Below are 11,706 nucleotides of genomic sequence, written 5' to 3'. Positions count from 1 at the left end.
GCCGGGCGAAATCTGCGAAGAGCACGATAGTGAACGAGACTGATCAAAATCGTTGACCCGCATCAGTGTAAATAATACACTTAGGTAACAACAGCTCTTTTCGAGCGGTGAAATCTCATCTTTGGAGGAACTGGGCGATGTTAGGAATCAGCTATGTAAAGGCGCCTCCCTCGACGCATGTCATGTTGTTTCGGCGCGGCAAAGTGGTTTGCGAGGGCGCCGGGCAGTCGTTCTTCTATTTCTCGCCAACCGCGACGCTGGTGCAGTTGCCGCTGGCCAGTACCGACGTGCCGTTCGTCTTCAACGAAGTGACGGCCGACTTTCAAGACGCCACGATTCAGGGAGAGCTGACCTTTCGGGTGACGAGCCCGGCCAAGCTCGCGTCGCTGCTCGACTTCAGCGTCGACAGCAACGGCAGGTATCGTTCCGACGATCCGACCAAGCTGAACGATCGCTTGATTCACACCACGCAAACGTTGGCCCGGGCCTTCACGCTGAAGAAGACGCTGCGCGAACTGCTAACCAGCAGCGACGAGTTGGTCGCCCAGGTCTTCGCCCAGCTGGCCGAGTCGCCGGCGGTGGCGCTGCTGGGGGTTGAAGTGATGAACCTTTCGGTTCTCTCGATCAAGGCGATGCCCGAAATGGCGAAGGCGCTGCAGGCCGAAGCTCGCGAACAGTTGCTGCTGGAAGCGGATGAAGCGATCTATGCTCGCCGCAATACGGCGGTCGAGCTGGAACGCCAGATCAAAGAGAACGAACTGAACACCGAGATCGCCGTTCAGCAAAAACAGCGTCAGGTGCGCGAAACCAAACTGCAGGCCGACATCGCCATCGAGCAAGAGCGGGCGACGCTGGTCGATCGGAAGATCGAGAACGAGCGGAAAGAGTCGGAAGCGAAGGCCGACGCCTTAAAAGCGATGCTTGAGCCGCTGAAAGATATCGACTGGCGAACGCTGTTGGCCGCGGCGCCCGGCGGTTTGAACGCCAATCAGCTGATCGCAATGGCCTTCCGCGACCTGGCCGACAATGCGGAGAACATCGGCAACTTGAACATTTCGCCTGACCTGCTGTCGACGTTGCTCGACAATCAATCGGACGGTGGACAAGGCCCGGGGAAAAAACGAAAGTCGCGTTAAAGGAGTTTGCCGATGCGTACGGTCTCGAACATGATCGCGGTCGTCACCCGCGAAACGCGGCTGGAGGGCTTGAAACAACGATGGGGAACTTCCAACCAGGCCGACTTTTTGCTGGGCGCGGCCGTCAAACACGAAGTGGAACGTCGCCGTCAGGTGCGCGCGAGACGAGGGATCGCCGTTAGCGAAACAGACCTGTGCGAGTTCGCGGACTCGGCGATCGAACTGACTGATCGCGAGGTGTACGAGGAAGAAGACGCCCAATACAACGAGTCGCTCCAACAGTTGTATCGCGAACTCGATCTCGGCATCCCCGTGCGGGAAGTCGATCGCAGTTTTCTGGCCAACTTTGACTTCGGCCGCTGCCTGGCGGTGGTCGTGATCGGCCAGGATGGGTTGGTGGCGAACGTGGCGAAGTATGCCGGCGACCTGCCGGTGATCGGCGTGAACCCTGATCCGCTGCGCTACGACGGCGTACTGCTGCCGTTTCAAGTGCGTGAAGCGCGGGCAGCGATGCAGCGGGTGATGAAACAGCAGGCCCGCTTTGAACCGATCACCCTGGCCGAGGTCAACACGATCACCGGGCAGCGGATGGTGGCCTTTAACGACTTCTTTGTCGGCTGCCGCACGCACGCCTCGGCGCGGTACACCCTGGAAGCGGACGGCAGGCGCGAGTCGCAGTCGTCCAGCGGCGTGCTGATTTCGACCGGCGCCGGCGCCACCGGTTGGATGTCGTCGGTCTTCAACATGGCGGCCGGAATCAGCCGCTTTACGACCGACAGCGAGCTTCCGAGATTATCGCTGGCCCGCGACGAGCGGAAGCTGATGTGGGCGGTGCGCGAGCCGTTCGTCAGCCGTCACTCTTCCGCCGACAACATTATGGGAATCCTTAACGACGGAGATGAACTCGTACTTGGCTCTCTGATGCCAACCCAGGGAGTGATTTTTTCCGATGGCGTCGAGGACGACTTCCTCGAATTCAACAGCGGCAATATCGCCACCTTTTCGGTTTCGGAGCAGCAGGCGCGATTGGTCGTTGGCTAAGTAGCCATCGTTCCCCTCCGAACCATGGATTGGTGCAGGACAAAACTGGCCGGTCGACGCTTCAATTCGGTGGACGTGGCGCCGGTTTTCTTTTATACAATCGATATCACGCTACTTAGCTGCCTGTTGAAAAATGCCCTCGTGGCATTTTCAACCTCGCCAGGCTCAGAGCATAGCTCTGCGCGGATCCCTGCGATCACGCAGTCCCTCGAGAAAATCAACGGACTGCTAAGCCGTTTCGATCGTAAGAATTTTTTTTGGTTTTCGCGTCACGATCGAGCGGCTCCGGATAAGTTACCTCTAGAGACTATTCCGGAGAGCACCTTGGACGAAAACACCTTACAGGCCACCCGGCTTTGGACTTCCGCGCAGCCGATGGTCGCCGCGTTTGTGACGTCGGTCGTTCGCGATCAGGTCGATCGTGACGACGTGATGCAAGAGACGGCGCTGGCGGTGCTGCGGTCGTTTGAGACGTACGATACCAGCAAGCCGTTTAATGCGTGGGCCTTGGGGATCGCTCGCAACCAGATTGGGCTCTATTTGCGGCGCCGCAAGCGCGATCGGCTGGTCTTCAGCGACGAGACGATCGCCAACCTGCAGGCCACCTTTCAAACCGAGGCCCCGCCGGCAAAGCTTGACTTCTTGCCCGACTGCATCGCTCAGTTGCAAGGCCGGGCAAGGCAACTGTGCGACCTGCGCTATCAGCAAGACCTGAAGCCGGCGGCGATCGCGGCCCGGATCCAAATGACAGCCAACTCGGTGGCGAAGGCGCTGCAGCGCATCCGGGAACAATTGCGCGATTGCGTCGAGGCGAAAGCGGCCGCCGAAGGAGCAGGTCGATGAGTCGCGACGTCGACAACTTGCTCACTGGCTATCTCGACGAGACGCTAACTGCCGAGCAGTTGACCGAATTGGAAGCTTGGATCAACGCCGACGCCGAGAATGCGCAGCGGTTTGCCGAGTTGGTTTACCTCGACCAGCGACTCGAGGCCGAAATCAAACTGAACGAAATCTCGGCGACGATCGCATCGGAAGAGCGAGTTTCTCGGTCGCTGGCCCGCCCGGCGTCGGTCGTGGCGATCTGCATCGCGCTAGCGGCCTGTTTGTTGACGCTCGTTGCCGCACCGTATTGGTACTCAACATCCGAACAAGCCAATTCCCCGGCGCCTTCCCCAGTCGAAGTGGCGGCCGCTCCGGCCTTTCTGACCATTACCGGCGTCACCGACCTTGATGGGAAAGCCGCCGAAGAGTTTCAGATCGGCGATCGCCTGGCGGCCGAGCAGATTCAATTTGTCGCCGGGATGATGCAGTTGGAGTTTGACAGCGGCGTCGAGGTGACGCTTGAGGGCCCGGTTCGCTATCAGATCGACGCGATCGATACGACGCAATTATTAACGGGCCTGATGACGGCGACCGTGCCGAAAGGCGCCGAAGGTTTCGTCGTCAACACGCCGCAGTCGAAGATCATCGATCTCGGTACCGCCTTCGGCGTGGCGCTGAACGAGGACGGCTCGTCGCTGGTGACCGTCTTTAACGGCGAAGTCGAAGTGATCGACAAGCGTGACGAAAAGCGGCGGCTGGTCGAAGGGGAGTCGCTAGAGCTTGATGCGCAAGGTTCGGCACGCAACGTCGCCTTCAGCCCCAAGCGGTTCGAGCGTCTCTGGCCCGCCGCTTCCGGCATCGCCAAGTCGACCGGCGCCTTTCGCTTCGCGCCGCCGTGGCCGCGGCGGCTGGGTCACGTCGAGAGCGACGCCAAGATCTTCGTCTTGCCGGAAGGGTATCCGCTGACGCTCGACTATCCTTGCCCAGTGAACATCGACGCCCCTGGACGATACCGCTCGGACAAGTCGCTGACCGGCGGCGAAGTCCCTGCCGGAAAGCGGGTTCGCAGCTATGTCCTGCAGTTCAATCCGGCCGACAAGAATACGCCGGTCGACGCACCAGATTCGGATAAGCGGGTTCGCGGCAGCATCACGTTTACCAAGCCGGTGCTGGGCGTAATCGTCCGCGAAGAAGAGCTCAAAGAAAGCGACTTCCGCTTTTCGATCCGTGGCGGACGCGTGCCGCAGTTCAAGCGCGGCCTAGAGCTGCACAAAGCGCCGCAAGGCGATGGCATCAGGCTTAGCCCCGATCGCCGCACCGTGCTGCTCGACCTATCGGTCTGGGGGCCGCTTAGCGATCAGGTGCGGGTCATCGTCGACGCTTCTCTCCCTGGCTCAGCTAATACCGACGCTCCGTAGCTGCCTGTTGAAAAATGCCATCGTGGCATTTTTCAACCTCGCCAGACTCAGAGCATAGCTCTTCGCGGCTCGCAAAATAACGACTTACGTCGCTATTTTGGGATCGCATCCGTGCGATCACGCAGCCCGTTGAGAAAATCAACGGACTGGTAGGGATCGATCCGCCAATTTTCTTGGCCGGGCTGTCGGAAAATTGCGTCATGATTTTCTCGTCGCGGATAAGTATCTTGTAAAGCGACTGAACTTGTCACGGCCTTGGAGCGAATAAAGATGAGACGCCTGGCAACTAGATACCATCGGGAAGGAGGCGTGCGATCGCGTCTCATGCCAATTGTCGCCACGCTTGGCGGCGGCCTGCTGCTGTTGCTATTGGTCGCGGTCGCGTCGGCCGAGGAAACGGCCGCGGACGACGGCAGCCTGTTCACGCCGGAACAGCTCAACTTCTTTGAAACGAAGATCCGCCCCGTCTTGGTGAAGGAATGCTACGGCTGCCATAGCGACAAGGCCGGCAACGTGCGGGGAGGATTGCGACTCGATACCCGAGCACTGATCCATGTCGGCGGCGATAGCGGACCAGCGATTGTCGATGGCGAGCCGGACGAAAGCCTGATCTTAAGTGCGATGCGGCACGAAGACTTCCGCATGCCGCCAAACCGCAAACTGCCGCCCCATGTGATCGCCGACTTCCAGGCCTGGATCGAGATGGGCGCCCCCGACCCACGCGAGCGGCGCGTCGAACCGATTCAATCGACCGTCACCGACGAGGATATCGCCGCCGCCCAGCAAAACTTCTGGGCCTATCAACCGCTGCGTCAACCGCCGATTCCGACGCCCCAGAACAACGACTGGGCGATCTCCGACATCGACCGTTTCGTGCTGTGCGAACTGGAGTCGCACGAGTTGCCGCCGGCCGCCGACGCCGATTCGCATCAGGTGCTCCGCCGGCTCACGTTCGACCTGATCGGCCTACCGCCGACGCCCGAACAGATCGAGTACTTCGAATCGGCCTGGAAACAAGATCCCGAGAGCGCCATTGCGATGGTCGTGGATCGGCTACTCGCATCGCCGCAATTCGGCGAGCGGTGGGGCCGCCATTGGCTCGACGTCGTCCGTTACGCCGAATCGACCGGTCGCGAAGTCAACATGAGCTACCCGCACGCCTGGCGGTATCGCGACTATGTGATTGACGCTTTCAACGCCGACAAGCCGTTCAATCAATTCGCGATCGAGCAAATCGCTGGCGACCTGCTGCCGGCAAAGTCGGACCAGGCGAAAACCGATAACCTGATCGCGACCACCTTTCTGGCGATCGGCCCCAAAAACGTCAACGAGCAAAACCGCGTCCAATTTGCCGCCGACCTGATTGACGAACAGCTCGACGCCACCACCCGGGCGTTTCTCGGCACGTCAGTTACCTGCGCGCGTTGCCACGATCACAAATTCGACGCAATCCGCCAAGCCGACTACTACGCTATGGCGGGCATGTTCAGCAACATGACGACCTATTTCGGGGCGCCTCCTTCCGACTATGGTCCGGTCCGCCAGATTCAGGTCCAGCGAACCAGCAGTTTGCTGCCGCTGCCAGTTCATGATTCGCGAGACAACAAAGCGAAATACACGTCCGCCGAAATCGAAAGCATGGAAGAGGAGATCACCGAGCTACGACAAGAACTCACCGAGCTTCGCCGCCAGCGACGCTCGGGCGGCGACCAGGCCAATATCCAACGGACGTTCATCCGGAACTCCAACCGCATGGCGGAGCTCTCGGCCAAACTGGGAAGCGTTGGCGATGCCGGCGTGCCGATCAGTTTCTGCATGGGAGTCGAGCAGCGCTGGCGGGCGAAGGATCTGCCGATCTTGATCCGCGGCGAAATCGATCAGCCAGGAGAGATCGTTCCCCGTGGATTGCCGGGAGTTTTCGCGACGACCAAGTTCTCGATCCCGGCCGGCGCCAGTGGACGGCGCGAATTGGCGGAGTGGATCGGCAGCGCCGACAATCCGCTCACCGCGCGGGTGATGGCGAACCGCATCTGGCTCCACCTGCTGGGAGAAGGAATCGTCCGCTCGCCGGAGAACTTTGGCGTCACCGGCGACGCCCCGACGCATCCGGCGCTGCTGGATCACCTGGCAGACCAGTTTGTCGAGTCGAATTGGTCGGTCAAGACGCTGGTCAAGGCGATCGTCACTTCACGCGTTTATCGGATGAATTCGACCTTCTCGCCAGCGGCGCATGAGGCCGATCCCAACAATCGACTCCTCTGGCGAGCCAATCCGCGACGTCTCGACGCCGAGGCTCTCCGCGATGCGATGTTGGCGGTTAGCGGCGATCTTGATGAAGAGCGACCGCACGCCAGCTTGGTTCACACGGCGGGCTACACGCGGATTCGCGATGGCGTGCTGGCAGGTTCGCGGGAAGATATTCGCGAAATGGTCGCTTCGGCGATGCGGGCTCAACGATCGCAGGGCGCGGCGCCCGGCGGCGGTCGCGGCCTTAATCGGTTCCGCGGCGGGATGATGGGAGGGAAGTTCCGGCAGCGAGAGTCGATGTCCACCGCGCTGCGCAGCGTCTCGCGCCAGCTCGAAATGGAGGATGCCCGGTTCCGCAGCGTCTATTTGCCGATCGTGCGCGACGAACTGCCGCGGTCGCTGGAAGCGTTCGACTTTGCCGACCCCAATGCGATCACCGGCATCCGGGAGTCGTCCAACACGCCCAACCAAGCGCTATACATGATGAACAATCCCTTCGTTCTGCAGCAGGCCGAGACGCTCGCCAAGCGAGTCGCCAAGCGGCACGATTCGCTCGGCGATCAAATCGACTTCGCATTTCGCCTTTGCTATGGAAGGTCGCCCACGGTCGATGAGCGGAATGCGAGCGGACGATTCCTGCGCCAATTCCCGAGTTCCAACTCCTATCGTCGCGGCACAGGCGAGGATAGTTCGTTGGCGATGACCTCCTTTTGTCAGGCCCTGCTGGCGTCAGCCGAGTTCCGACTCCTCGACTAAACCCTTCTTTGTTTCTACGTGAGATGTTGCGATGCTAACTCGTCGACAAATACTAAAGAGCTGCTCCGCCGGTTTCGGTTATCTCGCCTTTGCCGGATTGGCTCAGTCGCAGCAAGTTTTGGCCCAGGAGTCGGCCACAGCGGCCGAGAATCCGCTGGCGGCGAAAGCGGCCCATTTTCCGGCCAAGGCGAAGCATGTCATCTTCCTCTGCATGAGCGGCGGACCTTCGCACGTCGACACCTTCGACTACAAACCTCAACTCGCCAAAGATCATGGCAAACGAGGACGCTACGGCGGCTCGCTGATGAAGTCGCCGTGGGCGTTCAAACAGCGCGGCGAGAGCGGTCTCTGGATTTCCGATCTGTTTCCCGAAGTGGCCAAGCATGCCGACGAAATGACGCTGATTCGCTCGATGCATTGCGATCAGCCGGTCCACCCCGGCGCTATGACCCAGATGCACACCGGCACCGTGCAGTTCATCCGTCCCTCGCTGGGCGCCTGGACGCTGTATGGTCTTGGCGCCGAGAATGACAGCCTGCCCGGTTTCGTCTCGCTGAGCGCTCCGGCCGGCGCCGCCCAAAACATGGGAAGCGCCTTCCTGCCGGCGGTCTACGGAGGAACCAAGGTGGGTCGCGGCGGCGGCTTTGGCCGTTTCATGGCCGCTTCGCCGCAAGAGAGCATCGACGACATCCGCAATTCGCGCCTGACCGAAAGTCAACAGCGGCGACAGCTCGACCTGATCCAGTTTCTTAATCGAAAAAAACTGGAGAGAGAAAAGGTGCAACCGGCGGTGGAAGGGATGATCCAGTCGTACGAACTGGCGTTTCGGATGCAGGACGCGATGCCGCAGGTAATGGACGTTTCTCGAGAATCCGCCGCGACGCTCGCCCTGTATGGCGCCGATGGCGGTCCGACCGAAAACTTTGGCAAACAGTGCCTCCTCGCTCGTCGGTTTGTCGAAGCGGGCGTCCGCTTTATTGAAATCACGCATAACGGTTGGGATCAACATACGAATCTGACCGAAGCTCACAAGTCGCAAGCGGTCGCCTGCGACCAACCGATCGCCGGGTTGCTGGCTGATCTGAAACAGCGGAACCTGCTCGACGAAACGCTCGTTATCTGGGGAGGCGAATTCGGGCGAACGCCAGCGGCGCAAGGATCCGACGGACGGGACCACAACAACAAAGGGTACACGACCTGGATGGCCGGCGGCGGCGTCAAAGGAGGCTTCAGCTATGGCGCCACCGACGAGCATGGCTACGCGGCGGTCGAAAACAAATGCCACATCCACGACTGGCACGCCACGATCCTGCATCTGCTAGGTCTGGATCACGAAAAACTGACCTACCGCTACGCCGGCCGCGACTTTCGGCTGACCGACGTTTATGGGAATGTGATCAAGGAGATTCTGGCGTAGCGAGAACGATCGCCGAAACGGGATAGCGAACGTCGCTAGCAAGCAGCAAGCGAACCTTCCGCGCTGCTCGCCCCTCTCTTCACAAGAGACTACAATAGCCGAAAGCTCGTCCGTGGGACTTCAGGGCAACTTCCGCGTTAGCATTTGCAGCTGAAAAGCAGCGTTGCCAAGTACTCTTCCCCGGTCGAGCTCTTCTTTTCCCTCTTGTTGATCCAGCGATCTATGCCAACTTCGGAAACCCAAGCTGCGCTATTGCGCGAGCAGTGCGAACGCGAAGACCTGGTGATGTTCGTCAACGCTTGTTTTGCCGCGACCGGGCAGACCGAGTACTACTCGGACCAATACTCCCAATCGGTTTCGATCGACTTTCTGCACCAATACGTGCTGGTGAACTATCGCCTGGTCTACGCCCGGGCGCTCGCGGCTGGAGTCAACCATTTCAACCAAATGTTGATTGTGCGAAATCTGCTGCGGGCCGGCGCACCGTCCGACTCTGTGCAACGCGCCGAGGAGGGCGGTTTGATCGCAGCGACGCTTCGTCAACTGCCGACTCACCGCGTTTACAAGCTGTTCCAACGCCTGGCGACCGAAGGGGTGAACAATCGCCGCACGCGAGCCGTGATTCGCAATTACTGCGCTGCGCGTAAGAATCAGACGTTCGAGGCGGTCAAGTATCGCAACAAGTTCCGCCGCGCGGTTCGCCACGCGCATGCCGAGGTCGATGGCGAGACCGCCAGTTTTCTCTTTTCGCTGAAAGCCCAAAAACGGTTCCAGGAGCCTCTATTTGACGCGTATCGTCGCGCGCACTACTCCAAGCAAGCGGTCTACGAACTTCCCTATTCCGTCGCCGAAGGCTTGGCGGCGCGACATGGCATCCCCCGTGACGTGTTCCTCCGCAACATCGAACCGCAGATGACGCAAGCGGAGAAACTGCGGGTACAAAACCTGACTCGCCGCGAAACGAAACAGGCGGTTCAGTTCGACTTGGCGCGTTCTCCGCTCACCCGGTTGGCGATCTACGTCTTGTCGTTGCCCATGGAAGAACGAACCAGCCGAGCGGACGAGTTGCACGCGGCCTTGAAATCGGCCGCCGCTCGCACGCAGCGCAAGTCGCCGCTAGAGTTAGGCAAAGTCGCCGCAGTACTGGATCGCAGTCGCTCTGCCTGGGGTTCGCGCGAGCGCCGCCGTCGACCGCTGGCGGTTGCAGTCGCCACGCATTACCTGTTAGCGGCGGCCTCCGATCGGTACTGTTCGTTTTGGACGCCGGCGCGGGAAATCGGTAAGACCTGCTATCAGGCGGACGACAAAGTCTTTCTGGTCAACGCCAGCGGGCAGTCCGATTTGGCGACTCCGCTGCTGGATGCGATCGAGTGGCGCCCGGAGCAACTCACTCTCGTATCAGACGGATACGAGAACGCCCCTGTCGACGCAGTAAACCAGATCGTTCACGCCTACCGTCAACGGCTGGCGCCAGCGCATCCGATTTCGTTCCTGCACGCGAACCCGGTCTTCGACGCCGATCATTTTTCGCCTCGACGGCTGGGCGCCGCCATCCTGACGATCGGTCTACGAGATGCGGAAGATCTGAACGCCTCGCTACGGTTCGCCAAGTTCGCCGCCGGAGAAGCGACGCGCGTGGAACTCGAATCGTATTTGGGCGACATCGCCCGAGAATTTCTCCAAGACGCGACGGATCAAGAGACCCAACCATGACGACAACCAGCACCCTTCCCTGGAACGGCCTCGAAATGGCGCCTCCGCAGGTGCTTGGCGGCGTCCGTATCGTTCCCCTGTTGCGTAAGACGATTCGCGAAGATCTCCGGCTAACCCGCCGCGTCTATACCGAAGATGTCGCGATTGTTGAAGTCGATCGGCGGACGTCCTATGTCAGTTTTGTTCCCCACGGCCTGGTCGCCAACTGGACCGAGGATGGCGGCGCGGTTTTTGGTTCTCAGTTGAGCGCCGCTAAGGAAACGAAGGACGGAACGTCGTTTGGGAATTTCATCACGGCTCGCGGGCTTCGTAAGATGGCGCGGCGAGAAGGAAAACGCCAACTCCGTTTCTTGCCGCTGCATGTTGCGATGGAAGGTCTGCTGGCCAAACATTTTGGCGGGCCGGACATCGCCTGGAGTGAGTATTCACGGCGAGTGATGCGCAGCGGCCTTAGCCCGCGCAGTGAAGTTGCGATCCCCGGCAATCAGATCGCAGGGCTGGAAGACGCGCTGCGTCTATTTGAAATTCACGATCAGCAAGTCGGCGTGCTGCTGTTTGTCGCCGATACTCTCGCCTCAGCGTTTGTCGTCCCTCATCCCGGTGACTACATCCAGCTGCACTCCACTTTGCTGACCGACTTTTATGGCGAGTTGATCTGGCGCAACGGCTTTTTCGCAACCGAGACGACGATTCTTCCCGATCCGATTGCGGTCGACCAGATTTCGACGCTCAGCGATCTGCGATTCGAAGTGGATCAGCTGCGAAAGCGGTGGGAGAGCCTGAACGAGATTATGGCGCCGGAACTCTTGGAGCGGCCGCTGGAGCACCAAACCGTCTACCGCTTCAAGCCGTTTACGCTCAATCGATTCGTATCGAATCTTGATCCCAAGGAGGAGAACTTTATCGGCGAGACAATCTGCACCGACGACGGGACGCTGCAATACCTGAAAACGTACCGTCTATCGGCCGCCCAGACTCGCCGCGCCTATCTATTGAAACAACTTGCCGCGGCCGAGTGGAGCTTGGACCGCTGCGCCGAGTCGCTTGATTGCTCGACCAACCAATTGATCCTGCGACTCGAAAACGCGGGCTTTGGCTACCTGCTGCACCAACATGTCCTCGATGGCGTGCATGCGTCGGAACGACGGCGGTAGTT

8 protein-coding genes are annotated in these 11,706 nt (G+C 60.0%); all 8 read left to right on the top strand.

The window, feature by feature from the left end:
* The first annotated feature begins 137 nt into the window (after positions 1 to 137).
* Complete coding sequence (locus tag Enr8_RS20490) at positions 138 to 1,136, top strand: SPFH domain-containing protein (protein ID WP_146435267.1); 999 nt, start codon at positions 138 to 140, stop codon at positions 1,134 to 1,136.
* Between the two features lie 12 nt (positions 1,137 to 1,148).
* A complete protein-coding gene (locus tag Enr8_RS20485) occupies positions 1,149 to 2,177 on the top strand; it encodes an NAD(+)/NADH kinase (protein ID WP_146435265.1) in 1,029 nt (342 codons plus the stop codon).
* 324 nt (positions 2,178 to 2,501) lie between these two features.
* Positions 2,502 to 3,020, top strand: a complete 519-nt coding sequence (locus Enr8_RS20480; RefSeq protein ID WP_146435263.1) for a sigma-70 family RNA polymerase sigma factor — start codon at positions 2,502 to 2,504, stop codon at positions 3,018 to 3,020.
* A complete protein-coding gene (locus tag Enr8_RS20475) occupies positions 3,017 to 4,417 on the top strand; it encodes a FecR domain-containing protein (RefSeq protein ID WP_146435260.1) in 1,401 nt (466 codons plus the stop codon). The genes Enr8_RS20480 and Enr8_RS20475 overlap by 4 nt, the downstream gene beginning before the upstream one ends.
* A gap of 309 nt (positions 4,418 to 4,726) precedes the next feature.
* Complete coding sequence (locus Enr8_RS20470; RefSeq protein WP_246120181.1) at positions 4,727 to 7,420, top strand: PSD1 and planctomycete cytochrome C domain-containing protein; 2,694 nt, start codon at positions 4,727 to 4,729, stop codon at positions 7,418 to 7,420.
* A 31-nt stretch (positions 7,421 to 7,451) separates the two neighbouring features.
* Positions 7,452 to 8,837 (top strand): DUF1501 domain-containing protein, encoded by a 1,386-nt coding sequence (locus Enr8_RS20465; RefSeq protein ID WP_146435255.1) that lies wholly within the window; start codon positions 7,452 to 7,454, stop codon positions 8,835 to 8,837.
* 222 nt (positions 8,838 to 9,059) lie between these two features.
* Positions 9,060 to 10,550, top strand: coding sequence for a hypothetical protein (locus tag Enr8_RS20460; RefSeq protein ID WP_146435253.1), 1,491 nt, complete (start codon positions 9,060 to 9,062; stop codon positions 10,548 to 10,550).
* Positions 10,547 to 11,704 (top strand): ARPP-2 domain-containing protein, encoded by a 1,158-nt coding sequence (locus tag Enr8_RS20455; protein WP_146435250.1) that lies wholly within the window; start codon positions 10,547 to 10,549, stop codon positions 11,702 to 11,704. The genes Enr8_RS20460 and Enr8_RS20455 overlap by 4 nt, the downstream gene beginning before the upstream one ends.
* Positions 11,705 to 11,706: the final 2 nt, after the last annotated feature.

Source organism: Blastopirellula retiformator (assembly GCF_007859755.1).
Taxonomy (GTDB): Bacteria; Planctomycetota; Planctomycetia; order Pirellulales; family Pirellulaceae; genus Blastopirellula; species Blastopirellula retiformator.
Note: the sequence above shows the minus strand (reverse complement) of the source record. Positions and strands in the feature narration are given on the sequence as shown.

Excerpts from the sequence above, each read along its gene's own strand:
- Enr8_RS20460 (WP_146435253.1), top strand. The coding sequence starts at position 9,060 with ATGCCAACTTCGGAAACCCAAGCTGCGCTATTGCGCGAGCAGTGCGAA.
- Enr8_RS20490 (WP_146435267.1), top strand. The coding sequence starts at position 138 with ATGTTAGGAATCAGCTATGTAAAGGCGCCTCCCTCGACGCATGTCATG.
- Enr8_RS20475 (WP_146435260.1), top strand. The coding sequence starts at position 3,017 with ATGAGTCGCGACGTCGACAACTTGCTCACTGGCTATCTCGACGAGACG.
- Enr8_RS20485 (WP_146435265.1), top strand. The coding sequence starts at position 1,149 with ATGCGTACGGTCTCGAACATGATCGCGGTCGTCACCCGCGAAACGCGG.
- Enr8_RS20455 (WP_146435250.1), top strand. The coding sequence starts at position 10,547 with ATGACGACAACCAGCACCCTTCCCTGGAACGGCCTCGAAATGGCGCCT.
- Enr8_RS20465 (WP_146435255.1), top strand. The coding sequence starts at position 7,452 with ATGCTAACTCGTCGACAAATACTAAAGAGCTGCTCCGCCGGTTTCGGT.